We start from the raw sequence: 26,297 nt of genomic DNA, 5'->3' as shown, positions 1-26,297 counted from the left end.
CCAGCCATTTCCAGTCAAACCAAACCAGGCAAAATACTGTCTATGCGTCTCATCTTAGCCTCAAGTTCACCCTACCGTCGCGAATTGCTTACGCGCCTGGGCATTCCCTTTACCGCCATTTCCCCTGATATAGACGAAAGCCCCTTGCCCGGCGAGTCTCCCGCCGACCTTGCCCTGCGACTGTCCGTAGCCAAGGCGCGTGCCGTTGCCCAGGCCCATCCGGACAGCCTGATTATAGGCTCGGATCAGGTAGCCACCATGGGCGACCTGCCCATAGGCAAGCCCGGCAACTTCGAACGCGCCAAGGCCCAGCTTGAACAGCTGAGCGGCAAGGCGGTAGAATTTCACAGCGCATTGTGCGTCAGCGACGGCAATCGCGACATAACGGCCGACATCATCACCCGTTGTCAGTTCCGCCACCTTGGCGCGCAGGAAATCACAAACTACCTGCAGCGAGAACAGCCCTACGATACCGCCGGCAGCGCCAAAGCCGAGAGCCTGGGCATAGCCCTGATGGACAGCATGCAGTCAGACGACCCGACTGCCATTATCGGCCTGCCACTGATTGCCCTGTGCCGCATGCTGCGGTCATTTGGCCTTAATCCCCTGGAGCAAATTTGAAACCTACCGGCACCCTGCACCTGATTCCCGTTTCTTTGGGCGAATCGGCACCCGCCAACTGGCTGCCTCAGGCCGCCCACGAGCTGGCGTCGCAACTGACCGTCTATATTGCCGAGAACGCCAAAACTGCCCGTGCCTTCCTCAAGCTCATAGGCACCAGCCGGCCATTGCAAGAGATCACCATACACACCCTCAACGACAAGGTCGATGCCGGACAAATCAAAAGCTGGCTACAGCCTCTGCTGGCGGGCGGCGATATCGGCCTTGTATCCGAAGCCGGCTGCCCGGCCGTCGCCGACCCGGGCGCCAAGGTCGTGGCCCAGGCACACCTTATGGGCTTGCGAGTGGTTCCCTGGGTTGGCCCTTCGTCAATATTGCTCAGTCTGATGGCCAGCGGGCTCGACGGGCAACGCTTTGCATTTCACGGCTATGCACCGGTCGACGCAACCGAACGCGCCAAACAGCTCAAGGCCTGGGAAGTCACTTCGCAAAAGCAGCAGCAAACCCAGATCCTGATCGAAACGCCTTATCGCAACGGCGCCATGTTCGACACCTTGAAACAGGCCTTGAAAGGGAATACCCGCCTGTGCATCGCCAGCGCGCTGACCACGGCTGAGGAATGGATACAAACCCACACCGTCAGCCACTGGAAAACGCTGCCGGCACCCGATCTGGCCAAAAAACCGACTATTTTCCTGTTTCTGGCGGACCGGTGATGCCCAATCGCCCCCGCGCCCTGGCAAGCTGCCGCCGTTTTGCGCGCCACGGCGTGCTGGCTGCCCTGGTACTGCTGCTGACGGCATGCAGCACCTACAACCCGAACGTGCTCGACATAGACCGCAGCATACAGGCCACCAGCCAGAATAGTCGCGTGGAGTTCATCGTGCTGCACTACACCTCGACCGGCAACGAGGCTTCCCTGAACATCCTTTCCAGACGCAATGTCAGCAGCCATTACCTGATCACCCGTGAAGAGCGGCCACACGTGTATCAGCTGGTCGATGAAAGCCGTCGCGCCTGGCATGCGGGCGTCAGCGCATGGTTTGGCCGCAGCGACATGAACAGCGGATCCATAGGCATAGAGATCGTGAACCAGGGGCTGGAAGGCGAACAGTGGGATACCTACGACCCCGTGCAAATGCAGGTACTTGCAAGCCTGCTGCACGAAATCATCAAACGTCACCAGATCAAGCCCCACAACATTGTCGGCCACAGTGACATCGCACCGCAGCGCAAAATCGACCCAGGCCCCCGCTTTCCCTGGAAGCAACTGGCCGATCAGGGCATAGGCCGCTGGTACGACGAAGATCTGGCCAGGCAATATGAGCAGGAATTCCTGGCCCAGGGCCTGCCCGATGCCGCCTGGACTCAGGCAGCCCTGCAACGCCTGGGCTATACCGTGCCCGACACCGGCCAGCTGGACTCCAAGACCCGGAATGTGATCGCAGCCTTTCAGATGCACTATCGGCCGGACCGCTACGACGGCGTACCCGATGCGCAAACCCTCGCCATCATGAAAGCACTGCGCTGACCTCCGGCCGGGTGATCGCGCCACCCTTTGCGCCTGAATGCCTTCAGGCCCCAGGGCGCCGCAAGAAGTAAACCAGCCGTATCCCCAGTAATGCAGCCAGCAAAACACCGTACAGATAAGGCTCGGCAAAGTCATTCTTGCCCGCCCGCACCAGCCAGAAATGCCAGACAGACAAGGCAGCCACCACATAAACACTGCGGTGCAATTGCTGCCAGCGACGGCCCAGGCGGTGTATCCACCCGCGTGTCGAGGTCAGCGCCAGCGCGGCCATGGGCAGAAAGGCGATCACCCCCACCAGAATGAAGGTGCGCTGGACGATGTCGTCCCACATGGATGCCAGAGACCAGCCCCGCTCCCAGAAGGCCCAGCCCAGCAGATGCAGGCAGGTATAAAAAAAGGCAAACAGACCCAGCATACGGCGCAGGCGCACCAGTGCCGGCTGCCTGATCAGACGACGCAATGGCGTAATGCATAGCGTCAGCCCCAGCAGCACCAGCGCCCAAATGCCCGAGGACCGGATCAGGAACTCGGGAGGGTTGGCGCTGAGGCCGTCATGGGTGCCCAGCCAGAACCAGCGCGACACAGGATAAAGCGCCAGCAGAAACACCAGGGGCTTGATACGCCCCACCTGCCGGGCCGTCCAGTTGGGCCGGCCGGGCGGCTTGCGGTCAGCCAGTTCCGTTTCCAACGCGATCTCCTTGAACAGGTCTGACTGAAACCTAGTAGTTCTCGCGCAGATCCAGGCCGGCATACAGCGACGCCACCTGCTCGCCATAGCCGTTGTACATCAGGGTATCGACACGGGGCGCAAAAAAGCCGCCGCCTATGCGTCGTTCAGTGGCCTGACTCCAGCGCGGATGCGGCACATCCGGATTAACGTTGGCATAAAACCCGTATTCGTGGGGGGCTATCTTCACCCAGCTGGTAAGCGGCATGTTTTCAAGCAAACGTATGCGCACGATGGACTTGCCAGACTTGAAACCATATTTCCAGGGCACAGCCAGACGCATCGGCGCACCATTCTGGCTGGGCAACTGCTTGCCATATACGCCGAACACCAGCATGCTCAGCGGATGCATGGCCTCGTCCATGCGCAGCCCCTCGACATAGGGCCAGTCGATGATGCGGCTTCTGGTTCCGGGCATGTTTTCCTTCTGAAGCACAGTCGTGAACTCCACAAACTTAGCCTTGCTGGTGGGCTCGACGGCCTTGAGCAAGTGCGACAGCGAATAACCTGACCATGGAATAACCATGGACCACGCCTCGACGCAGCGCATCCGGTACACACGCTCTTCCATAGGCGCCAGCTTGAGCAGCTCATCAATATCAAACGTGCGCGGCCGCGCCACCTCGCCCTCGACACTGACGGTCCAGGGACGCACCTGCAATTTGTGGGCATTTTCAAAGGGGTCGGCCTTGCCGGTACCGAACTCGTAGTAATTGTTGTACGAGGTAATGTCCTTTTCGGACGTGGCCTCGTCGGGCAACCGGAAGTTTGGATTAGGCGTGGCCGCCAATACGCTGCGCGCATCCTGTGCCCAAGACGGCACCCCAAACGCCCCAGCCCCCGCAGCCACCGCACCCATGCCTGCGTGCTTGAGCCACACCCGCCGCGACCGCCAGACCTCTTCAGGCGTAATTTCGGAAGGTGCAATGGTCGGCAACTTGAGTCTGGACATGACGTTCCACTCCGTAACAGTGTCTGGATATGACGGGCCGCGGCTGCAAAAAGTTCCTGGACCAGAGCCACATTATTCACTGCACGGCGACGCCGCTACTTGCTGTGGCGTGCTGCCTTGGCTATTTACACGTTGTCTATGCCAGGTGGGGGTAGTCCGGCACGGCGTGCTTGTTTCCGCGTCTACGTCGTCCAGCCGGGCGTCGGGCGAACTCCCTCACTGCGTTCGGTCAGACAGCGCCCGACGACACCCCCCGGCTTCCCTTCCGTAGCCCGCGGCGCACGCCTAAACGCCTCCCCACCCCCACCTGGCATAGACAACTGCAGATAGCACACCAGAGGCAGCACACCGCGGACAACGGTGGTCGGGCTGACAGTGGCTGGCCGACGACGGGTTTTGACGCGACGAGTTTTGCTGTCCCTACAAGATGTCCGCGCTTACAAGACATCTGGCGTTAACAGGATGTTCGGCTGTTGTAAGGCCTTCGACTGTAAGGACAACACGTTCGGCGTTTACAAAATATCCGTCCCTCACAAGATATCCGGCTCTTACAAGGCCTGTGTCTCAGGGGCCGTTCCGGCTTCACGCGCTACGTCCCAGCTGCGCTGGGATGCCCGATTTAGGCGGGGCTGGCGAGGCGGTTGCTGAACTCGCCCGAATGGGCAGCCACTGGCTGCCCATAAGCACTGGGCTCGAACAGCAGCAACCTTGCCTCCTCGCCAGCCCCGCCTAAATCGGCGTGCGCGAGGCGCCTCCACAGCCCCTGAGACACAGGCCTTGCTTAAGAACCAGATACTAAGAACCAGACAGCCTCCCGACCAAATACCCCCAGGCTTTGAAAGCCACGAAACTCACGGCCGAAAAAACTCAAACCCGCTCAATCAACCACGACCGCATCTCCCCCACACTACCCACAAGCACCGTAGGCCCCGCCTCCTGCAGAATCGAACGATGATGCGCACCATAAGTCACCGCCATACTGTCCACCCCCGCCGCCACAGCCATCTGCACATCATGCAACGTATCCCCCACCATCAGCACCCGCTCCGGCGCCAGCTGCAACTCCTCCATCAGCTCCAGCAACATCCCCGGATGAGGCTTGCTGAACGACTCATCCGCACAACGCGTCGCATCAAAATGATCGCGCAGCTTCATCGCATCCAGAACCCTGTCCAGCCCCACCCGGCTCTTGCCCGTCGCCACCCCGAGACGCACCCGGCTCGCCCGCAACTCCAGCAACAGCTCAGGAATCCCCTCAAACATCCGGATATGCGGATCACGGCTCAGATAATGGAAGCGATAGCGATCCAGAAACGCCTGCATATTGTGCTCCGTCAGCGTCGGAACACAGTGATACAGGGCGCTTTCCAGGGAAAGCCCGATCACCCAGCTGGCATCGCTGTCAGATGGGACCGGCAATTCCAGATCTGCACAAGCACCCTGGATGGCGCCCACTATCGAATGCGTCGAATCCATAACCGTGCCGTCCCAGTCAAAAATAACGGCCTCGTAACGTTTCACCGATGTTGCTCCAGGTAATCAAGAATATTCAGGCACACCGGCGGCAGATCCGCCGTCAGCACCATGGGTTCGCCCGTAAGGGGATGAGGAATCTCCAGCCTGCAGGCGTGCAAAAACATGCGATCCAGACCCAGACGGGCAAAGTGAGCGCGCACCTCGTCGGATCCATATTTATCATCGCCCACTATAGGAAAGCCGGCCGAGGCCAGATGCACCCGTATCTGATGTGTGCGACCAGTACGCAATTCGGCCCCCAGCAAACTGTAACGCCCATAGCGCTTCTGCAAGGTGATGATGGTGTGGGCCGGTTTGCCCAGCGCGTCGACCTTGACCCGCCGTTCACCAGACGCCGTCAGCCACTTGAGCAGCGGCTGGCGCATGTGCTGCTTGTCATTGACCCAGTCACCGACCACCAGGGCCTGGTAATGCTTGCGCCCGCCACCCTCGCGCATCATGTCGTGCAAGCGCAGCAAGGCCTTGCGTTTCTTGGCAATCATCAGCAAACCCGAGGTTTCACGATCCAGCCGGTGTGCAAGCTCCAGAAAAGGAGCATCAGGGCGAGCGGCGCGCATTTGCTCGATAACACCGAAAGACACGCCACTGCCGCCATGCACCGCAACACCTGCGGGCTTGTTCACGACGACGATGGCGTCATCCTCGAAAACCACGGGAAAGGCAGCCGGCGGTACGCGGCGGGGCTCGTCGGCCCTGGGCAGTCGCAATGGAGGCACACGCACGGTATCACCCCGCTCGAGACGGTAGTCGGCACCGATGCGGCCCTTGTTTACCCTGACCTCGCCATTGCGAATGGCCTTGTACAGGTGACTTTTGGGCACACCTTTGCATAAACGCAGCAAAAAATTGTCTATGCGCTGCCCGGCCTGTTCCTCGCCGATATCGACGAAACGCACGCTGGGAATGTCATCTTTGGCAATAACTGTTTTGCTCATAGGGAAAAGCGGCATATAATCGCGTCAGCCTATAGAAGCTGAAAAAAACGTCTAACGTAGAGATGCAAGGGTGCGTCTCCGTTACACGAGTAAAGGTCGTATTGTATGCCCGGCTTCAGCTTCTGGGTCATTAGGTCGCCGGCGCAGTGCCGACGCGCAAATAGTGGTGTGGCGTAAAGCCCGCTATTTTCCCGTTCTCTGCCAACCGCGTGCGACGCTGAATCTTTTGCAAAGTTTGTCCTCGTTTAATGCACCAGCCGCGAACTCACATGCGCGTCTGCCGTTCCCAGCAACTTTTTTTGTCAACCACTACAGTGCAACTGACCTCCCTGCTGACTGAACTAAGTACCTACCGGTACACAGTGCCTATCCGACTCAAGATGGGCACTGCCTGACGCCGTCAGCCATGCCCCCTGCAGATTTAGCGCCACACACCCAGTGACCCGCGGTCGTGCGCCGAAATTCGGTGCGCCATGACTACGGAGAAACACACTCATGAAACGAATGTTGTTCAATGCAACGCATCAAGAAGAACTACGCGTTGCGATTGTCGACGGTCAAAAACTCATAGACCTCGACATCGAAACGGCCGGGCGCGAACAGCGTAAAGGCAATATCTACAAAGGTGTCATCACCCGCATCGAACCTGGTCTGGAAGCCTGCTTTGTCAGCTATGGTGAAGACCGTCACGGATTCCTGCCCTTCAAAGAAGTAGCCCGCAGCTATTTCAAAGAAGGCGTTGATGTACGCAGCGCCCGTATCCAGGACGCCTTGTCCGAAGGCCAGGAACTTATCATCCAGGTCGAAAAGGAAGAACGCGGCAACAAGGGCGCAGCCCTGACCACCTTTATTTCGCTGGCAGGCCGCTATCTGGTCCTGATGCCCAACAACCCTCGTGGCGGCGGCGTTTCGCGACGCGTCGAAGGCGAAGATCGCCAGGAACTGCGCGACACGATGGATCAGCTGGACATTCCCGCCGGCATGAGCATCATCGCACGCACGGCCGGCATAGGTCGCAGCGTCGAGGAACTGCAATGGGACCTGTCTTATCTGATGCAACTTTGGGCTGCCATCGACAGCGCCGCCCGCGAAAATGCAGCTCCCATACTCATTTACCTGGAATCCAGCCTGGTCATTCGCGCCATCCGCGACTACTACTCGCCCGAAATTGGCGAGATCCTGATCGACACCGACGATATCCACGAACAAGCCACCGCCTTCATGAGCGTGGTCATGCCCGATACCGTCCAGCGGGTCAAGATGTACCGCGATGACATCCCCCTGTTCTCGCGCTTCCAGATCGAACATCAGATCGAAACCGCCTACTCGCGCACCGTGCAGCTGCCATCGGGCGGCTCGGTCGTCATCGATCACACCGAAGCGCTGGTGGCCATAGACGTAAACTCGGCCCGCTCGACACGCGGCTCCGATATTGAAGAAACCGCTACGCGCACCAACCTCGAGGCCGCCGATGAAGTCGCACGCCAGTTGCGACTGCGCGACCTGGGCGGCCTGATCGTGATCGACTTCATCGACATGGAAGAGGCCAAGAACCAGCGTGCTGTCGAGCAACGCCTGCGCGATGCCCTGCACTTTGACCGTGCCCGCGTCCAGATGGGCAAGATTTCACGCTTCGGCCTGATGGAATTGTCACGTCAGCGTCTGCGTCCGGCCCTGAACGAAGGCTCCCATGTCACCTGCCCGCGCTGCAATGGCACCGGCGTGGTGCGCGATGCCGAGTCCAGCGCACTGCACGTCCTGCGCCTGCTGCAGGAAGAAGCCATGAAGGAAGGCACTGCCGCCCTGCACGCCCAGGTTCCGGTCGACGTCGCCACCTTCCTGCTGAACGAAAAGCGCGCCGACATCACCAAGATCGAAGCCCGACTCAAGGTCAATCTGGTCCTGATTCCCAACAAGAATCTGGAAACACCGCACCACCACATCGAGCGTCTGCGTCACGACGATCCCCGCCTGGAAGAAAGCAAGAGCAGCATCGAGCTCGTCAGCCAGCCCGAAGAGCAGCTTACGCTGGTCGCCAACAAGGCCCAGGAAACCAAGAGCAGCCGTCCAGAAGCGCTGGTCAAGGGCATCACACCCGCCCAGCCCGCTCCGATGTCCTCCACTCCCGCCGCCGCTGCCACCCCGGCAGCCGCCGCAGGGCCTGGTCTGTTCAAGCGTCTGATCAACTGGCTGACCGGCGGCTCCACCGCTGAAGCACCAGAAAAGCCCAAAACCGAAACCACCGGCAGCAAGCCCCAGGGCAGTCGCGGCAAGAACAGCCGTCACGGCGAGCGTCGTGAACGCGGCCAGGGCGAGCGTAACAACCGCAATCGTCGCGGTGAACGTCGGCAAGAAAATGCCGAAGGCAAGTCCGATGACGTGCAGGCTGCACGCGGCCGTCGTCAATCTGCTGCGCAAACCGAAGACAGCGCAGCAACAAGCGACAATCAGAACACCCGCAGCCGTAGCACCGACAGCGCAAGCACCGAGGGCGGCAGCCGTGGCGGCCGCAACCGCAGGGGCCGCGGACGCAATCGTCGCGAGGAAACGCAAAACAACCAGGCAGAAACTGAAGAGGTACTGGTTCCGGCAGCCGTAGCCGCCGACACAGCAGCAACCGTCAGCCAGGCCGCAGCCGATGCCTCGACCGACGAGACCAATGAGACCACTCAGGATCAGATCGCTACGCCAGACGGTGAACAGGCAGATCCAGAGCGCAAACGCCGTCGTCGTCGTAGCCGCCGCGGTCGCCGCAGCGGTGAAAACAACACCGAGGTCAATGCCACAGCAGAAGGTGAAGAAGCCGGCAATACGGACGACAACGAGGCGCCTGCCTTCCAGTCGCACGAAACACCGGCCTTCAACCCCGCCGCCCTGCCCGTCGTCGCCGCCACAGCCGGTGAATTGGTCGAACAGGCAACAGCCGCCCCGTCTGCAGTCACCAGCGAGACCACGCCGGCCCCGGCGCCCGCCGAACCTGCAGCGGCACAAGAACCTGCCGAGGCCGAAGAACTGGTCGGTAACAATGGCGCCAGCCAGGACGCAGTTGTCACCGAGTCGGTTTTGGCACCGGAACAGGCAGCTGAAGCAGTTACGCCTGCAGCAGTACAGGCGGCAGAAACCCAGGCTGCTGAAGCTCAGGCAGTCGAGGCTCAGGCAGTTAATGCTCAGGCCGTCGAAACCTCTGCAGCCGACACGCCAGTTGCTGCAGAACCCGCACCGGTCGTCGAACCCGTTGCCAGCAGCACCGAAACGGAACCTGCCGAAACTGAAATTGCTCCAGTTGCCACAAACTCCGTAGCGAAAGAAGACAAGCCGGCAGCAAACTCGATTCAGCAAATGCTGGAAACGGCAGGCATGCAGTTGATCGAAACCACTTCGACCGCCAGCCCAACGCCGCCAGTTGCGCCGGTTCGTCTGGGCCGGACTCGCAAGCCCGTAGTAAACGTGGCCGCAGAAGAAGTGCTGCAGCAAGTCGAAACCCATTAAGGCACCAGGGGCCTGGCCGCAACGTCAGGCCCCCAGCCAGCTGCTACGCTCAGACGCGCACGGCAAACATTAAAAAACCTTGTTGGCCCGATGGCTCAACAAGGTTTTTTGTTGCGACTGAGGGCCGGCAAACTGGCCCTATATGCGGTCAGGACGCCTTTGCCACCACATCATCAGGCTGGCGCATCAGCAAAGCCAGCAAGTGTGCCAGCTCGCTGCGCATCTCGCGGCGGTCGACCACCATATCGATGGCTCCCTTCTCGAGCAGGAATTCCGAGCGCTGAAAGCCCTCGGGCAGCTTCTCGCGCACGGTCTGCTCGATCACTCGCGGACCGGCAAAACCGATCAGTGCGCGCGGTTCAGCAATAACGACATCACCCATAAAGGCAAAGCTTGCCGACACGCCGCCCATCGTGGGATCGGTCAGGACGCTGATGAAAGGCAGGCCGGCGGCCGAGAGCTGCGTAAGCATGGCGTTGGTCTTGGCCATTTGCATCAGTGAGAACAGGCTTTCCTGCATGCGCGCACCACCAGACGCGGCAACGCAAATGAAGGGAGTACGGTTCTTCAGGGCTTCCTGCGCCCCGCGAGCAAAACGCTCTCCGACCACAGAGCCCATGGAACCGCCCATGAAATTGAACTCGAAACACGCCAGAACCACCGATACCGACAGGATGGAGCCGCTCATCACGACCATGGCTTCGCTTTCGCCGGTTTGCTTGGTCGCTTCGCTTACGCGTTCCGGGTACTTGCGGCTGTCCTTGAACTTGAGCGGATCCATGGGTCGCGTGTTCTGCCCGATTTCTACCCGGCCTTCGGCGTCGAGCAATGCATCGATGCGTTCGCGGGCGCCAATACGCATGTGATGGCTGCATTTCGGGCAGACATTTAGCGTTGCCTTGAGGTCTTCCTTGTAAAGAACAGACTCACAGGACGGGCACTTGACCCAGACCCCCTCGGGAACGCGCCGACCCCCGTCGTTGCTGCGATTGATCCGTGGCGGCAGAATTTTTTCTATCCAACTCATGTTTTATTCCCAATGAACACCTGGTTTCCAGCAGGCTTTGTTCTATTCTTATAGGCCCGTCATATAACGGGCCTGGATTGCGCACGCAGGCCTTACTGCCCGCTTGGCAATGCCTGACGTATGCCACCAAGCCAGTCGGCGGCTGCAGCAATGGCGGCGCCATCAACGGCCTGGTCATCCTGCCCCGCCTTTTTAGCAGCGGCAACGGCTTCCTCCATGACCTGGATCAGCTTGCTACCGATGACAACGGCATCGGCACTTGCCGCCAGACGCCTGGCGCTGTCGGCGTCACGTATGCCAAATCCGACTCCTACCGGCAATGAAACATGACGCCGGATGGTTTCAAGGCGTGCGGCCACGTCATCAGTATCGAGCGTACCCGCGCCCGTAACCCCTTTCAGGGAAACATAATAAACATAGCCGCGTGCCACTTGTCCGACTTTCTTCATGCGCTCTTCGGTAGAAGTAGGTGCAAGCAGGAAGATGGGGTCTATGCCGGCTTCATTCAGCTGAACGGCAAAATCGGTGATTTCTTCAGGTGGATAATCGACCACCAGCACACCGTCGACACCGGCCTGTGCGGCCAGTTGCACAAAAGTGGCTTGCCCCATGCGCTCGATGGGATTGGCGTAACCCATAAGTACAACGGGCGTGGTGTCGTCTTTTTGCCTGAACCGGGCCACCATATCGAATACCTGGCGCAAACCTGTACCGCGCTTGATCGCACGTTCCGCGGCCTGCTGGATCACCGTGCCGTCGGCCATGGGATCGGAAAAAGGCACGCCCAGTTCAATAACATCAGCACCCGCCCCGACCAGTGCATGCATCAACTCGGGCATGGCGGCAATCGAGGGATCGCCGGCAGTTATATAGGGAATCAGCGCAGTGCGCCCCGGATTCCTGGCAAACGCGGCTTTGAGCCGTTCGTTCGAAGCAGTCATTATCGAGCTATCCTTCACAGACTGATGCCGCTGGCATCAGCAACCGTATGCATGTCTTTATCGCCTCGCCCGGACAAATTCACAAGAATGATCTTGTCTTTGGGCAGGGTGGGCGCCAGTTTAAGCGCATAAGCCACTGCGTGCGACGATTCCAGTGCGGGCATAATTCCTTCGGTACGGCAGCAGTCGTGGAATGCCGCCAGCGCTTCCTGGTCGTTGATGCACACGTATTCGGCACGGCCCTCGTCCTTAAGCCACGCATGCTCGGGGCCAACGCCGGGATAGTCCAACCCTGCCGAGATTGAATGGGTTTCCAGAACCTGGCCGTTGTCGTCTTGCATGACATAGGTGCGGTTACCGTGCAGCACCCCTGGGCTACCCATGTTCAACGAGGCGGCATGACGGCCGGTCTCGAGCCCCTCGCCGGCAGCCTCGATGCCCACCAGCTTCACGTCCTGGTGATTGATGTAGGGATGGAAAATACCCATGGCATTGGAGCCGCCCCCCACAGAAGCGAGCACGTAATCAGGCTGACGGCCGGTTTCGGCGGGCATCTGCTCGAGGCACTCGTTGCCGATGACACTTTGGAAGTCACGCACCATTGAAGGATAGGGATGCGGTCCGGCCACTGTGCCGATGATATAGAAGGTGTTCTCGACGTTGGTGACCCAGTCGCGCATGGCCTCGTTCAGCGCATCTTTAAGCGTGCGCGAACCCGAGTCTACCGGCACCACCGTAGCGCCAAGCAGCTTCATGCGATAGACATTGGACGCCTGACGACGTACGTCTTCGCTACCCATGTACACCACGCATTCCAGACCATAACGCGCCGCCACGGTGGCAGTAGCCACGCCGTGCTGGCCAGCTCCGGTTTCGGCAATAATGCGCGGCTTGCCCATGCGGCGCGCCAGTAGCATCTGACCAATACAGTTGTTGATCTTGTGGGCGCCGGTATGGTTGAGATCTTCGCGCTTGAACCAGATTTGCGCGCCACCCAGCTTTTCCGACCAGCGTCGCGCATGATAGACGGGGCTGGGGCGACCGACAAAATGCTTGAGCTCGTAGGCGAACTCATTCAGGAAGTCAGGGTCGTTGCGATACTTATCGTAAGCTGCGCGCAGTTCATTCAGTGCATGCACCAGCGTCTCGGCGACAAACGAGCCGCCATACTGGCCAAAATGCCCGTTTTGATCAGGCTGTGTATAGGATTTCAAAGCATTACTCTCTGGTTACGCAAGAACATTGCAGGGCCGCCAGGGCGGCCAATAGACAGAACCTCTTCATTTTAACAGTGTGAAGCACAATGCGGCCACAGGCGGCCGCGTTAGTGCCGGCTTGCACTGACTCCCGGCAATTCATTCAGTGCCGTCAGGGCGCGACTGACCTGGTCGCCGCTCTTCACTTCCACCGTAAACACCATGTGCGCCAGCGATCGCCGGCTATGGGTATTGATGCTGATGACGTTAAGGCGCAGCTTGGCAAACACATCGGACAGATCGCGCAGCAGATGAGCCCGGTCTTGCGCGTGTATGCTGATATCGACCGGGTACAAGGCATCGCCGGTATCGCCCCAGTCTACGTCAATGAGCCGCTCGGGGTGCCGCGCGGCCAGGGCCGCATAAGCGGTGCAGTCGTGACGATGAATGGATACCCCGCGTCCTCGCGTGACAAACCCGGCGATACGATCGGGGGGCGCCGGACGGCAGCAACGCGCCAGCTGCGTCATGAGCGCATCGACGCCAACGACCAGCACACCGCTCTTGCCGGTCTTTTCAACACTGCCCTGGCCACTGGCATAGTTGCGGCTTAACGCAACGGCGGCGACATCCTCATCGCTAAGGGGCTCGGCACTGCGCGCCTTGGCGGCACCGAGCAGATAGTCAATCTGCCGCAGACTGAACTCTTCCTTGGCCACAGCCACATACAGGTCGTCAGCCTTGGCAAAATCGAGCTGCTGAGCCAGCTGCTCCATATTGATAGCCGTCTTGCCCAGGCGCTGCAACTCCTTTTCCACCATGGACTGGCCCTGCGCAATGCGCTGCTGCAGTTCAATGGCATTGAACCAGGCCCTGACTTTTGCGCGCGAGCGCGGGCTGGCAAGAAACCCCAGCTGCGGATTGAGCCAGTCGCGTGAAGGCCCTCCCGATTTGGCAGCAATTATGTCCACCGTCTGGCCGGTACGCAGCTTGGTCAGCAAGGGCACAAGCTGGCCATCGACCCGTGCTCCCCTGCAACGATGCCCCAGGTCTGTGTGCAGATAATAGGCAAAGTCAACAGGCGTCGCGCCGGCGGGCAGCTCGATAACGCGCGCCTGCGGTGTCATGACATAGATGCGATCGGAAGCATCGGAACCTGATGCAGCCGGTGACCCGGTTTCAGGCTTTTCAGTGCTCTGGCCACCGTCTTTTTCCCAGGCCAGCAGCTGACGCATCCAGGCGATTTTCTGATCATAGCCGCCTGCGGCAGCGACCTGACCACCGCGCGGCCCCGCTTCCTTGTAACGCCAGTGAGCAGCCATACCGTACTCGGCGAACTCGTGCATCTCCTGGGTACGTATCTGGATTTCGAAGGTGCGTCCCTGGGTATCGGTCACCACCGTATGCAAGGATCGATAGCCGTTGGGCTTGGGGCGCGAGATGTAATCATCGAACTCATCAGAGACCGGCGTCCAAAGGGAGTGCGCCAGCGCCAATACCGCATAACAGGCACGTTCGTCCTGGACAATAATTCTGAGGGCACGAAGATCAAACAGCTGACTGAAGGCCAGCCCCTTGTTGCGCATCTTGTTCCATATGCTGTAAATGTGCTTGGGCCGTCCGCTTACCTGTGCAGGAATATGGGCCTCGGCCAACTCCTGCTCAAGCCGGCTCACCACTGCCGCGATGAAGGCTTCGCGCTCCACCCGCTTTTCTTCCAGCTGACGGGCAATGGATTTATAGGTGGCAGGTTCAAGAAACCTGAAAGCCAGATCTTCCATCTCCCATTTGACCTGCCAGATCCCCAGACGATTGGCCAGCGGCGTGTACAACTCCATGGTTTCCCGGGCGAAACCGGCCGGACACGGCTCTTTGCTGGCCGCATACCAGCGCAAGGATTGCAGGCGGGAAGCCAGACGCATCAGCACAATGCGCAGGTCGGCCGCCATGGCCAGCAACATCTTGCGTTGCATTTCCTTTTGGTCGGTGCCCGATGACGTCGCGTCGGCTGCCTGCCCGGTCAGCTGACCCAGTCGCAGCAAGGCACGCGTGCCCTGCACCAGCGACACGATCTTGGGGCCAAAGGCCTTGCGCAAGGGATCCTGGCGCGTACCCGCCGCGCTCTCGGTCTTGTCCAGGGGCAGGACCGTAATCAGCGCACTGGCACGCGTTTCCGCGTCGGTACCCAGATCGGCCAGAATCCTGACGACTTCAGCACAATGCCCGTCCAGGGCTTCGCCCGTGCTCGCCGTCAGTCCGGCCAGCGGTTCACGTACCCACTGCACCGCCCGTGCCAGCGTATCCACACCCTCGTCGTCCAGGCCGGTACTGGCGTGCGTGAACCAGGCCGCATCAAACGGTAATGCGCCGGACGGTGGTGAGTCTGTTCTAGCCATGATCAAGTGTTCGTTGCAAGAAATAATACGCGGGTCGTTGCGGCTCTATACTAACGTGTCTGACGCCAGCCATGTATCAAGCACTATGGATCCAACAGGAAAAAAAACCTTGTGTGTCGTCTGGCACTCGCGCACCGGAGCGGCCAGGCAAATGGCCATGGCTGCGGCCGACGGCGCACGCGAGGTGGTTGCCGAACTGCAAGCCGGCGATCAGCTGAACATCATTGTAAAAAAAGCCCACGAGACCGGGCCTTCCGACTTGCTGCAGGCCGACGGCATGCTGTTTTGCGCGCCCGAGAACCTGGCAGCCCTGAGCGGTGCGATGAAAGAGTTTTTTGATCGTTGTTACTACGAGGTGCTGGACCGCCTGAACGGACGGCCTTATGCACTGATGATCAGTGCGGGATCAGATGGCAGCAATGCCGCAAGACAGACCGAACGCATTTGCACAGGTTGGCGCCTTAAACTCATCGCCCCCACGCATATTGCCATGATGCGCGCCCAGACAGCCGAAGAAATCCTGGCCCCCAAAACCCTGGGCGAACCTGACCGCGAAGCCTGCAAGACAATAGGCGGCACTATGGCCGCCCTGTTGCTGTAACGCGAGGTGCTAGCGCAAGGCTGCGGTCACTACGATTTCAACCTTGAAATCCGGATTGGCCAGGCGCGCTTCTACGGTGGCGCGCGGCGGTGCGTTGCCATCAGCAACCCAGGCGTCCCAGGCCTTGTTCATGCCGGGGAATTCAGCCATGTTGGCAACAAAAATCTGCGCCATCAAAATGCGCGACTTGTCAGTACCGGCGGTTTCAAGCAATTTATCAATAGTTGCCAGCACCTGGGCCGTCTGGCCCTCGATGTTCAAGGAACTGTCGTCGGGCACTTGACCGGCCAGATAGGCCACGCCGTTGTATATGGCCATGTCTGACAGTCGTTTCTCGACATTGAACCGTTTGATGTCGCTCATTGCATGCTCCGCTGGAGAAAATAAAAGAAGTCGATATTAGCACCAGGCACGTCAGGCGGGTGGCAGCTGAAATACCTGACGCAGGTAGGCCAGATAGGCGGGATCATCACACATGGTTTTTTCCGGGGCATCCGACACCTTGGCCACAGGTTGACCGTTGCATCTGACCATCTTCATGACGATCTGCAGCGGCTCGTGTCCCAGATCGTTGGTCAGGTTCGTGCCTATGCCGAAAGACACCTTGCAACGGCCCGCAAAACGTTGCGCCAGCTCGATCGCCTTGGGAATAGTCAGCCCGTCGGAGAACACCAGAATCTTGGTGCGGGGATCGGTACGGTTGGCGGCATAATGCGCCAGCAAACGCTCCCCCCAGACAAAGGGATCGCCGGAGTCATGGCGGGCGCCATCGAAGAGCTTGCAGAAATACATATCGAAGTCACGCAGGAACGCATCCATGCCGTACACATCAGACAAGGCAATGCCCAGGTCGCCACGGTATTCCTTGGCCCAGACCTCCAGCGCATAAACCTGTGAATCACGCAGGCGCGGACCCAGTGCCTGGCAGGCCTGCAGATATTCATGGCCCATGGTTCCCAGTGGCGTGACCCCGTGCTTCATGGCCAGTCGCACGTTGCTGGTGCCTGCAAAATGCACGCCCATCTGGGCCTTCATTGTGACCACGACCTCTTCGTGCCACTGCTTGGAGAAACGGCGGCGGGTGCCGTATTCAGCCACGCGAAAGTCGGCCAGGGCCGGATCGTCGGTGACCAGCTGCATTTTTCTCTGCAAACGCTCGCGACCTTCTTCCCAGCCCGGTTCCTTGCAAACATTACGGAAATACACTTCGTTGACAATCGCCAGCACCGGGATCTCGAACAGTATGGTGTGCAGCCACGGCCCCTTGACCGTGATGTCCAGCTCACCGGGCACCGCAGATTCAGTCACACTGATGCATTTTTCGGGCAGGTGGAACAAGCCCAGGAAGTCGACAAAATCACTTTTGATGAAACGCAGGCTGCGCAAATATTGCAGCTCCGGCTCGGTGAAGCGCAGCTGGCACAGCTCGTGAATTTCATTCCTGATCTCGTCCAGATAGGCCGCCAGATTGATATTCGGCGTGCGGCACTTGTACCGGTACTCAACCTGGGCGGCCGGAAAATGATGCAGCACCACTTGCATCATGCTGAACTTGTACAGATCGGTGTCGAGTAAAGAGGTGATTATCATCGCGTAACAGGTGAAGTTTTGCCTACCATAGCACACCGTACGGCGTTATTTCAGCAGACAGTTCCCGCCTTGAGCCTGCGGGCCATAATGGATTTTGCCAGCTCACTTGCCTTATGAACAAGGATCACTGTCAAAAACCTGCCTTGGCATCAGGTCAATCCGGGCTTACCTGCATTTATTGGGTAAAATCCCCTGCATCTGATGTTGGAGTCCCAAAATGACACACGTGGTCACCGAAAACTGTATTAAATGCAAATTCACCGACTGTGTCGATGTCTGTCCTGTAGATTGCTTTCGTGAAGGCGCCAACTTTCTGGTCATCGATCCCGACGAATGTATCGATTGCGCAGTCTGTGTGCCCGAATGTCCCGCCAATGCCATCTTTGCCGAAGAAGATGTGCCGCAGGATCAGATCTCGTTCATAGCGCTGAATGCAGAACTCACGCCCGAATTTGGCATGATCAACCGGTCCAAAACACCTCTGCCCGAGGCAGACGACTGGAACGGCGTGCCCGACAAGCTTCAGCACCTCGAGCGCTAGTCGACCGGCCCCATGCGGGGCCTGACAACTCTACCGGCCGCCCTGCTTGCCGCCGCCTGTACCCCTTCCGTGTTGTTTGAAAACGTCAGCCCGTGCGCGCCCGCGCAACGGGCTTTTCCTGCTGTTTCCCCCAAGCGGCACGCGTGCAGCCGTCGGTGATAACCCTCAGGTCTCTCGGGCTGGATTGACAGATATTTTCTGGCGTTTCAGATCGATTTGTGATTAGCTAATAAGTAAAAGTAAACTTCCAAACTGTTTTTCGACCCCGAACAAGCTTGATCTGATTTCAAAAGAATAAGCATCCTCACATACAAGGCTTTCCTATGTTGTATGACCTGCACGAGCTTCAAAGGTCTTTCCTGACCCCTCTGGCCAACTTCACCGACACCGGATCACAGATATTTTCCAATCCGTACAGTCCCCTGGCCTACACGCCCATGTCCCGGCAGATTTCAGCCATGTACGAGCTGGTGCACCGGCTGGGCAAAGATTACGAAAAACCGCAGTGGGGCCTTGAACAAACCCGGATAAAGGGCAAGATGGTCGCAGTAAGCGAACATACAGTCATGCAGAAAAGCTTCTGCAACCTGGTTCATTTCCAGCGCGATGCCGGCAAAGCCGCACAAAGCGACCCGAAAATCCTGCTGGTCGCACCACTTTCCGGTCACCACGCCACCCTGCTGCGCGACACCGTGCGCGCCCTGCTGCCGTCGCACAACGTTTATGTCACCGACTGGATCGACGCCCGCATGGTACCGGCTTCGGCGGGCCCCTTTACGCTGAACGACTATGTGCGCTACGTTCAGGATTTCATCCGCCTGCTGGGTCCCGACGTACACGTAATGTCGGTCTGTCAGCCCACCGTACCCACGCTGGCAGCGATATCGCTCATGGCCGCCAACAATGACCCCTGTCTGCCGCGCAGCATGATCATGATGGGCGGGCCCATCGACTGCCGTAAATCACCTACGCAGGTCAACCGCCTGGCCACCACCAAGCCATACTCCTGGTTCCAGAACAACGTCATCCACCGTGTGCCCCACCGCTATCCGGGCGCCGGCCGGCTCGTGTACCCCGGCTTCCTGCAGCACGCCGGCTTTCTTGCCATGAATCCCGATCGCCACGTCAAGTCGCACTACGACTTCTACGCGCATCTGGTCAAGGGCGACAACGAAGACGCCGAAGCGCACCGCCGCTTTTACAACGAGTACAACGCTGTGCTCGACATGCCCGCCGAGTTCTATCTCGACACCATCAAAACCGTGTTCCAGGAATATCAACTGCCGCGCGGCACATGGCAGATCGATGGCCAGACGGTCAATCCAGCCGCCATCAGCAATGTCGCGCTGCTTACCATCGAAGGCGAGCTCGACGATATCTCCGGACAAGGGCAAACCCAGGCAGCACATGAACTGTGCAGCGGTATTCCGCAAGCCATACGGCAGCACTACACCGCGCCAGACTGCGGACACTATGGGATTTTCTCGGGCCGACGCTGGCGCGAAACAATATGTCCTAAAATAGCGCAATTCATACGCGAGACTCCGTAAGGCTCTGGCTCACCACTCCAATGCAGGGGCCCTGACGGCCCCTGTTTTTTTATGCCTTCTTCCTTGCTTATCGACCGCATCGACGCGGTGCTTCCTCAAACCCAGTGCACGAAATGCGGCTACGATGGCTGCCGCCCCTACGCACGCGCCATGGCTCTTGAAGATGCGCCCATCAACCGCTGTCCACCCGGCGGGCAGCCAGGCATACAAGCACTGGCAAAACTGTTGGGCCGTCCCGAATCCGGGCTTGACAGCAGTTGCGGCGAGCATCGCCCTCTACAGGTCGCCGTCATTGACGAAGCCCACTGCATAGGCTGCACGCTTTGCATACAAGCCTGTCCGGTTGATGCCATCGTAGGTGCCAACAAATTGATGCATACCGTGCTGGCCGCCGACTGCACAGGCTGTGACCTGTGCGTGGCACCCTGTCCGGTCGACTGCATCGTCATGGTCGATGCCGGCCGCGAATGGACAAGCCAGGACGCCGATACGGCACGCATGCGCTACGAACAGCGCCAGCGCAGGCTGCAAGCACAGCATTCCGAATTATCAGGCCTGGCCGCAAGAACCCTGGCCAACAAGGCACCGGTGGCCGCTCTGGCCAACACTGACAGCACAACTCGCCAGGCCGTCATAGCCCAGGCACTGGAGCGCGCGCGTGCGCGTCGCCAAAAAACATGAATACCGCCAAACGCACCGAAATCTTCCGGCGTCTGCAGGCCGCAAACCCGGAACCCACCACCGAACTTGAGTACGACAGTACCTTCCAGCTATTGATAGCCGTGCTTTTGTCGGCACAAGCCACCGACAAATCGGTCAACCTGGCCACACGCAAATTCTTTCCCCGCTACGGCACGCCGCAAGGCCTGCTCGAATTGGGTGAGGCCGGGCTCGCCGACCACATCAAAACCATAGGCCTGTACAAGACCAAGGCTCGTAATGCAATCCTGACCTGCCAGATGTTGCTGGACCTGCACCAGGGCGAAGTCCCCGAAGACCGCGAGGCACTCGAGGCTTTGCCAGGTGTAGGACGCAAGACCGCCAACGTCGTCCTGAACACCGCTTTCGGCCATCCGACCATGGCCGTGGACACCCATATTTTCCGGGTCGCCAACCGCACCCGCATTGCTCCGGGCAAGAATGTGCTCGAAGTAGAACACAAGTTAATTAAAGTCATACCCAAGCCCTATCTGCTGGATGCCCACCACTGGCTGATACTTCACGGACGCTACGTATGCATAGCTCGCAAGCCCAAATGCCCGCAATGCGGAATATCGGATTTGTGCGAGTACAAAGACAAGGTGACCTAGGGTTTTCCAGAGACCTATGTAAAACCCGCATGGAGTTTTAACTCCGATACTCGCATACTCGTTCCAACCTTAAATAGCGGCAGATGGTTGGCATGAGCGAAAACATCCTTGAAACAAAAAACCTCACAAAAGAATTCCGTGGCTTCGTCGCAGTAAGCGATGTCAACCTGCAGGTTCAACGTGGCAGCATTCACGCCCTGATCGGCCCGAACGGCGCAGGCAAAACCACCTGCTTCAACCTGCTCACCAAATTTCTTACCCCCACATCGGGCAAGATATTTTTCTCAGGCACGGAAATCACCAACGAAAAGCCCGCACAAATCGCGCGGCTTGGCATTATCCGTTCGTTCCAGATTTCCGCCGTCTTCCCCCAGCTTTCCGTGCTCGAGAATGTCCGCATCGGTCTGCAGCGCGCCACAGGCACGTCCTACCATTTCTGGCGCAGCGACCGCAGCCTTTCCCATCTTGAAGGCCGCGCACGCGAACTGCTCGAGCAGGTAGACCTGACCGATTTCGCCGACGAAATCACCGTCAACCTGCCTTATGGCCGCAAGCGCGCGCTGGAAATTGCCACTACCCTCGCCATGGAGCCCGAACTCATGCTCCTCGACGAGCCCACCCAGGGCATGGGTCACGAAGACGTCAGCCGCGTCACACAACTAATCAAGAAAGTCAGCACAGGCCGCACTATCCTCATGGTCGAACACAATATGAATGTCGTCTCGCAAATCGCAGACAAAATCACAGTACTTGCCCGCGGCTCGGTGCTGGCCGAAGGCAATTATCAAGAGGTCTCACGCAACGCCGACGTCATGCAAGCCTATATGGGCACCACAACCGGCGAACTTGAAGGGGCTCACTGATGGCAAGCGCACTCGAAGTCACCGACCTGCACGCCTGGTACGGTGAATCACACGTACTTCATGGCATCACCTTCAATGTCAACAAGGGTGAAGTCGTTACCCTGCTCGGACGCAACGGCGCCGGACGCACCAGCACGCTGCGCGCCATCCTGGGGCTTACCGGCTCACGCAAAGGTTCGATACGCATACAGGGCACCGAGTCCATCGACCTGCCCACCTATCGCATTGCACACCTGGGCATAGGTTACTGCCCCGAAGAGCGCGGTATCTTTGCAGGCCTTTCCTGCGAAGAAAACCTGCTGCTGCCCCCCGTCGTAGGCGACACCCTGGGCGGCGGCATGTCCTTATCCGAAATCTACGACATGTTCCCCAACCTCGAAGAGCGCAAGCACTCTCCAGGAACCCGTCTGTCAGGGGGCGAACAACAAATGCTGGCCGTGGCACGCATCCTGCGCACGGGGGCAAATCTGCTGCTGCTCGACGAAATCTCCGAAGGGCTTGCGCCCGTCATCGTTCAGGCACTGGCACGCATGATTTCCACTCTCAAAGCCAAGGGCTACACCATTGTCATGGTCGAACAGAACTTTCACTTCGCCGCTCCGCTGGCCGACCGCTTCTACGTCGTGGAACACGGTCAGATCGTCGAAGAGATCGCTTCCTCCGAACTGGCCTCCAAACAAGACACCCTTAACACGCTACTGGGCGTATAAACCAGGCCTTGCCCAACCATTACCTCCAGAACATCACCAAGGAGACTTACTTATGAAACTACGCACTCTATCAGCAGCGCTTGCCGTAGCCGGGCTCGGCTTTACCCTTCCGGGACAGGCGGCCGGCATCTCTGACGATGTCATCCGGATCGGCATGATTACCGACATGTCCAGTGTTTACTCCGACATCGACGGCCCCGGAGGCGGCGAAGCCGTACGTCTGGCCATCGAAGACGCTGGCGGCGAAATCAACGGCAAAAAGATCGAATTCATGATCGCCGACCACCAGAACAAAGCAGATATCGCTTCGGCTCGCGCACGCGAATGGTTCGATGAAGAAAAAATCGACATGCTGATCGGTGGCACCAACTCGGCAACCGCGCTGGCCATGGCCGCCGTAGCCGAAGAAAAGAAAAAGCCATTCATGGCCATTGGCCCGGGTTCCTCGAACCTGACCAACTCCCAATGCACGCCCTATACCGTCCACTACGCCTACGACACCATCGCCCTGGCACGTGGCACAGGTTCAGCCATTGTGTCTGAAGGCGGCAAATCCTGGTTCTTCCTGACTGCCGATTACGCCTTCGGCCACTCACTTGAGCGCGATACCAGCGAAGTGGTCAAGAAAGCCGGCGGCGAAGTCGTTGGTACGGTCCGCGTTCCGCTGGGCACCGCAGACTTCTCCTCCTTCCTGGTTCAGGCTCAGTCTTCCGGCGCGAAAATTCTTGGCCTGGCCAATGCCGGCGGCGACTTCATCGCTTCGGTCAAGTCAGCCAACGAATTCGGCGTTACCCAGACCATGAAACTGGCCGGCCTGCTGGTGTTCATCAACGACGTTCACGCTCTGGGTCTGGAAGCCACACAAGGCATGAACCTGACCACCGCCTGGTACTGGAATCAAGACGAAGAATCCCGCACATGGGCCAAGCGCTTCCATGAAAAAACCAAGCGCATGCCATCCTTCCTGCAGGCAGGTGACTACTCGGCCGCCAGCTACTTCCTGCGTGCCGTCAAGGAAACCGGCACTGACGATGGCGATGAAATCATGAAGTGGATGAAAGCCAACAAGGTCAATGACTTCTTCGCCAAAGACGCTGTCGTGCGCGCCGATGGCCGTGTAGTCAACGACATGTATCTCATGGAAGTCAAGAAACCCTCCGAGTCCGAAGGCGAATGGGACTACTACAAGGTTGTCAAGAAGTTGCCCGGCGACCAAGTCTATGCTTCGCTCGAAGAGTCTACCTGCAAGCTCATAAAGAAATAAACCCGAAGAGGCCTTTGCACCACCAGTGCAAATGGCCTCTAGCTTCATCTCGGGGGGCTGTCCGTCCTCCGTCACGGATTACTGACACGTTATGACTGCAATTTTTGGCATTCCCATCCAGGCCTTACTCGGGCAACTGTTACTGGGCCTGGTCAACGGCTCGTTTTACGCCGTACTTTCATTAGGCTTGGCCGTTATATTCGGGCTGCTCAACGTCATCAACTTTGCGCATGGCGCCCTCTACATGCTGGGCGCTTTCGTTGCATGGATGGGCTTGCACTATCTTGGCCTGAACTACTGGCTGATGCTGCTCATCGCACCTTTGCTGGTGGGCCTGTTCGGCATCATTATCGAACGCTCGCTGATCAGACACCTCTACAAACTGGATCACCTCTACGGACTCCTGCTGACGTTCGGCCTCACTCTTCTGATAGAAGGCCTGTTCCGCAGCCTGTATGGCGTTTCCGGCCAACCCTACGCAACACCAGCCCTGCTCAAGGGCGGCGTTAACCTGGGCTTCATGTACCTGCCCATTTACCGCGCATGGGTAGTCGTTGCCTCGCTGATCGTTTGCCTGGCCACCTGGTTCGTCATTGAAAAAACCCGTCTTGGCGCCCTGCTGCGCGCCGGTACCGAAAATCCCAAACTGGTCGAGGCTTTTGGCGTCAACGTGCCGCTGGTCGTAACGCTGACCTACGGCTTCGGTGTGGCACTGGCCGGCTTTGCCGGTGTACTGGCCGCTCCTATCATGCAGGTTTCACCCCTGATGGGTTCCAACCTCATCATCGTGGTGTTTGCCGTGGTGGTTATCGGCGGAATGGGCTCCATCATGGGTTCCATCGTCACCGGACTGGGGCTGGGCATCATCGAGGGCTTCACCAAGGTGTTCTGGCCTGAGGCCTCCAACACCGTTGTGTTCATCATTATGGTTATTGTGCTGTTGCTGCGCCCCGCCGGCCTATTTGGAAAAGAAAAATGAATCGTCAATTAATAAGCTACATACTGGTTGCGATCATTATTGCCATACTGCCGGCAATAGGCGCTTATCCCATCTTTGTCATGAAGGTGATGTGCTACGCCTTGTTTGCCTGCGCCTTCAATCTGCTGCTGGGCTATACCGGGCTGCTGTCATTCGGACATGCCGCCTTCCTGGGCGGCGCCGCCTACGCGACCGGGCACGCCCTGGCCGTGTGGGGCTTCTCCACACTGACGGGGCTGCTGTTCGGTACAGCCGTGGCTGCGCTCATGGGCCTGGTCATGGGCGCCCTGGCAATACGTCGTAGTGGCATTTACTTTGCCATGATTACGCTTGCCATGGCGCAGATGGTATTTTTCTTCTTTCTTCAGGCACCCTTCACTCACGGGGAAGATGGCCTCCAGGGCATTCCACGCGGCACACTGTTCGGCCTGGATCTGTCGCAGGACATCAATCTGTACTACGTGGTGATGGCTATCTTTATCTTTGGCTATGCCATCTGCTGGCGCACCATCAATTCCCCGTTCGGTCAGGTGCTCAAGGCCATCCGCGAAAACGAGCCGCGTACCATCTCGCTGGGCTATAACGTCGACAACTTCAAGCTCCTGGTCTTCGTGCTGTCGGCGTCATTGGCAGGCCTGGCCGGCGCAACCAAGGCCCTGGTCTTTGTTTCGGCCACGCTGTCGGATGCAACCTGGCAGATGTCAGGTATGGTCATCCTGATGACACTGATCGGAGGCATGGGCACGTTTACAGGGCCAGTGATCGGCGCCATCATCGTCGTGGTGCTGGAAAACAAGGTCGGCGAATTCGGGCGTTTCCTCAGTTCCACCACTGGTATTGAATGGTTCAAGGTGCTGGGCGAATCGGTAACCATCGTCATCGGCCTGATCTTCATCATCTGCGTTATGTCGTTCCGGCGCGGTATCGTCGGTGAACTCGTGCACAAGATGAAGGCCGGCAAGGCTTAAGGGCCGGGCATTCAAGCTTAAGGCCGGCAGTACCTGTAGAGGTATTGCCGGCCTTTGTTATTTGTACCGTTAACAGGTTTATTGCGACGCGGTCGCTGTCTTTGTACCGTTGACTGGTTGCTTGCGACGCGGTCGCTATGTTCGTACCGTTGACCGGTTGCTTGCATGGTGTGGGTGTCTGGGCCGAACTGTGCTCCGATCGCTGCGCCCCCTGCGGGGGTACCCTTGCAGGCGCCATTCGGCGGGGTCGGGCCTGAACTCGCCATCCATCAGCCGCCTGTGGGCTGATGGATGACTCAAACAGCAGGCCCTCTTGCGCCCCGCCGCCTGACACCCGCTGCGGCTTGCTCAAACGTCGCCCAGCCCGGCCCAGACACCCACACCACACCATGAAGCACCAGCCGGTCAACGGTACTTTTTGTGGGGCAGCGGCCTATTTGGGGCAGTTGGTTGGCGCGTCGCGCTGGAAGTGCTTTGCATCATTTCATCGCGCAGGCCATGGTGGAACCAGCCGTGGCGATGGCCCTTCGGATAGTCGCCATTCTAAAAAGGCATATGTGGCTGGGGCTG

General features: G+C 58.7%; 24 protein-coding genes. 14 read left to right on the top strand and 10 right to left on the bottom strand.

Annotated features, from left to right (window positions below; translation table 11 throughout):
• The first annotated feature begins 42 nt into the window (after window positions 1-42).
• The 3 genes from LKR43_RS02195 to LKR43_RS02185 are packed head-to-tail and all read left to right on the top strand — an operon-like array spanning window position 43 to window position 2,152.
• Entirely contained in the window at window positions 43-621 is a 579-nt protein-coding gene (locus tag LKR43_RS02195) for a Maf family nucleotide pyrophosphatase (protein ID WP_227682200.1), read from the top strand.
• Window positions 618-1,337, top strand: coding sequence for an SAM-dependent methyltransferase (locus tag LKR43_RS02190; RefSeq protein ID WP_227682199.1), 720 nt, complete (start codon window positions 618-620; stop codon window positions 1,335-1,337). The genes LKR43_RS02195 and LKR43_RS02190 overlap by 4 nt, the downstream gene beginning before the upstream one ends.
• The gene (locus tag LKR43_RS02185; protein ID WP_227682198.1) at window positions 1,337-2,152 is read left to right on the top strand and encodes an N-acetylmuramoyl-L-alanine amidase; all 816 of its coding nucleotides are present in this window, start codon (window positions 1,337-1,339) and stop codon (window positions 2,150-2,152) included. The genes LKR43_RS02190 and LKR43_RS02185 overlap by 1 nt, the downstream gene beginning before the upstream one ends.
• Window positions 2,153-2,195: 43 nt before the next feature.
• Here the strand turns inward: LKR43_RS02185 and LKR43_RS02180 are convergent, their stop codons facing one another.
• The 4 genes from LKR43_RS02180 to LKR43_RS02165 all read right to left on the bottom strand — a co-directional run bounded on the left by LKR43_RS02180 (window position 2,196) and on the right by LKR43_RS02165 (window position 6,317).
• Window positions 2,196-2,903 carry a sulfite oxidase heme-binding subunit YedZ gene (locus tag LKR43_RS02180; RefSeq protein ID WP_370632049.1) on the bottom strand — a complete coding sequence of 236 codons (708 nt, stop codon included), beginning with the start codon at window positions 2,901-2,903 and terminating at the stop codon, window positions 2,196-2,198.
• Window positions 2,872-3,831, bottom strand: coding sequence for a protein-methionine-sulfoxide reductase catalytic subunit MsrP (gene msrP / locus LKR43_RS02175; RefSeq protein WP_227682196.1), 960 nt, complete (start codon window positions 3,829-3,831; stop codon window positions 2,872-2,874). The genes LKR43_RS02180 and msrP overlap by 32 nt, the downstream gene beginning before the upstream one ends.
• Window positions 3,832-4,698: 867 nt before the next feature.
• Window positions 4,699-5,352: an HAD-IA family hydrolase gene (locus LKR43_RS02170; RefSeq protein WP_227682195.1), complete on the bottom strand. Its 654-nt coding sequence runs from the start codon at window positions 5,350-5,352 to the stop codon at window positions 4,699-4,701.
• Window positions 5,349-6,317, bottom strand: a complete 969-nt coding sequence (locus LKR43_RS02165) for an RluA family pseudouridine synthase (RefSeq protein WP_370632048.1) — start codon at window positions 6,315-6,317, stop codon at window positions 5,349-5,351. The genes LKR43_RS02170 and LKR43_RS02165 overlap by 4 nt, the downstream gene beginning before the upstream one ends.
• 480 nt (window positions 6,318-6,797) lie before the next feature.
• On the opposite strand from LKR43_RS02165, the gene LKR43_RS02160 reads away from it, so the two are divergent.
• Window positions 6,798-9,791, top strand: a complete 2,994-nt coding sequence (locus LKR43_RS02160; RefSeq protein ID WP_227682193.1) for an Rne/Rng family ribonuclease — start codon at window positions 6,798-6,800, stop codon at window positions 9,789-9,791.
• A gap of 148 nt (window positions 9,792-9,939) precedes the next feature.
• Here LKR43_RS02160 and accD read toward each other — a convergent pair whose 3' ends face one another.
• From accD to LKR43_RS02140, 4 genes are all read right to left on the bottom strand, one after another.
• Entirely contained in the window at window positions 9,940-10,818 is an 879-nt protein-coding gene (gene accD / locus LKR43_RS02155; RefSeq protein WP_227682192.1) for an acetyl-CoA carboxylase, carboxyltransferase subunit beta, read from the bottom strand.
• Between the two features lie 92 nt (window positions 10,819-10,910).
• Window positions 10,911-11,759, bottom strand: a complete 849-nt coding sequence (gene trpA, locus LKR43_RS02150; protein ID WP_227682191.1) for a tryptophan synthase subunit alpha — start codon at window positions 11,757-11,759, stop codon at window positions 10,911-10,913.
• A 14-nt stretch (window positions 11,760-11,773) separates the two neighbouring features.
• Window positions 11,774-12,973 carry a tryptophan synthase subunit beta gene (gene trpB, locus LKR43_RS02145; RefSeq protein WP_227682190.1) on the bottom strand — a complete coding sequence of 400 codons (1,200 nt, stop codon included), beginning with the start codon at window positions 12,971-12,973 and terminating at the stop codon, window positions 11,774-11,776.
• A gap of 110 nt (window positions 12,974-13,083) precedes the next feature.
• Window positions 13,084-15,351, bottom strand: coding sequence for a bifunctional (p)ppGpp synthetase/guanosine-3',5'-bis(diphosphate) 3'-pyrophosphohydrolase (locus LKR43_RS02140; protein ID WP_227682189.1), 2,268 nt, complete (start codon window positions 15,349-15,351; stop codon window positions 13,084-13,086).
• Between the two features lie 85 nt (window positions 15,352-15,436).
• On the opposite strand from LKR43_RS02140, the gene LKR43_RS02135 reads away from it, so the two are divergent.
• On the top strand, window positions 15,437-15,952 hold the full coding sequence (locus LKR43_RS02135; RefSeq protein WP_227682188.1) for a flavodoxin family protein: 516 nt from the start codon (window positions 15,437-15,439) through the stop codon (window positions 15,950-15,952).
• A gap of 9 nt (window positions 15,953-15,961) precedes the next feature.
• Here LKR43_RS02135 and LKR43_RS02130 read toward each other — a convergent pair whose 3' ends face one another.
• Both LKR43_RS02130 and pncB read right to left on the bottom strand, forming a co-directional pair.
• Complete coding sequence (locus tag LKR43_RS02130; RefSeq protein WP_227682187.1) at window positions 15,962-16,315, bottom strand: RidA family protein; 354 nt, start codon at window positions 16,313-16,315, stop codon at window positions 15,962-15,964.
• 51 nt (window positions 16,316-16,366) lie between these two features.
• Window positions 16,367-17,542, bottom strand: a complete 1,176-nt coding sequence (gene pncB, locus LKR43_RS02125) for a nicotinate phosphoribosyltransferase (RefSeq protein ID WP_227682186.1) — start codon at window positions 17,540-17,542, stop codon at window positions 16,367-16,369.
• Between the two features lie 217 nt (window positions 17,543-17,759).
• On the opposite strand from pncB, the gene fdxA reads away from it, so the two are divergent.
• From fdxA to LKR43_RS02080, 9 genes are all read left to right on the top strand, one after another.
• Window positions 17,760-18,083 carry a ferredoxin FdxA gene (gene fdxA, locus LKR43_RS02120; protein ID WP_227682185.1) on the top strand — a complete coding sequence of 108 codons (324 nt, stop codon included), beginning with the start codon at window positions 17,760-17,762 and terminating at the stop codon, window positions 18,081-18,083.
• A 323-nt stretch (window positions 18,084-18,406) separates the two neighbouring features.
• Complete coding sequence (locus tag LKR43_RS02115; protein WP_227682184.1) at window positions 18,407-19,633, top strand: polyhydroxyalkanoate depolymerase; 1,227 nt, start codon at window positions 18,407-18,409, stop codon at window positions 19,631-19,633.
• 51 nt (window positions 19,634-19,684) lie between these two features.
• Window positions 19,685-20,314 (top strand): electron transport complex subunit RsxB, encoded by a 630-nt coding sequence (rsxB, locus tag LKR43_RS02110; protein ID WP_227682183.1) that lies wholly within the window; start codon window positions 19,685-19,687, stop codon window positions 20,312-20,314.
• The gene (nth, locus tag LKR43_RS02105) at window positions 20,311-20,943 is read left to right on the top strand and encodes an endonuclease III (protein ID WP_227682182.1); all 633 of its coding nucleotides are present in this window, start codon (window positions 20,311-20,313) and stop codon (window positions 20,941-20,943) included. The genes rsxB and nth overlap by 4 nt, the downstream gene beginning before the upstream one ends.
• 92 nt (window positions 20,944-21,035) lie before the next feature.
• Entirely contained in the window at window positions 21,036-21,806 is a 771-nt protein-coding gene (locus LKR43_RS02100; protein WP_227682181.1) for an ABC transporter ATP-binding protein, read from the top strand.
• Window positions 21,803-22,516 carry an ABC transporter ATP-binding protein gene (locus LKR43_RS02095; protein ID WP_227682299.1) on the top strand — a complete coding sequence of 238 codons (714 nt, stop codon included), beginning with the start codon at window positions 21,803-21,805 and terminating at the stop codon, window positions 22,514-22,516. Before LKR43_RS02100 ends, LKR43_RS02095 begins: the two co-directional genes overlap by 4 nt.
• 52 nt (window positions 22,517-22,568) lie before the next feature.
• Entirely contained in the window at window positions 22,569-23,780 is a 1,212-nt protein-coding gene (locus LKR43_RS02090; protein WP_227682180.1) for an ABC transporter substrate-binding protein, read from the top strand.
• A gap of 91 nt (window positions 23,781-23,871) precedes the next feature.
• Entirely contained in the window at window positions 23,872-24,759 is an 888-nt protein-coding gene (locus tag LKR43_RS02085; protein ID WP_227682179.1) for a branched-chain amino acid ABC transporter permease, read from the top strand.
• Window positions 24,756-25,727: a branched-chain amino acid ABC transporter permease gene (locus LKR43_RS02080; protein WP_227682178.1), complete on the top strand. Its 972-nt coding sequence runs from the start codon at window positions 24,756-24,758 to the stop codon at window positions 25,725-25,727. Before LKR43_RS02085 ends, LKR43_RS02080 begins: the two co-directional genes overlap by 4 nt.
• Window positions 25,728-26,297 lie beyond the last annotated feature (570 nt).

Origin of the sequence: Pusillimonas sp. MFBS29 (genome assembly GCF_020687695.1) — a bacterium.
In the GTDB taxonomy this organism is placed as follows: Bacteria; Pseudomonadota; Gammaproteobacteria; order Burkholderiales; family Burkholderiaceae_B; genus Pusillimonas_C.
The sequence above is the reverse complement of the archived record's forward strand: the minus strand, read 5'-3'. Positions and strand labels throughout refer to the sequence as shown.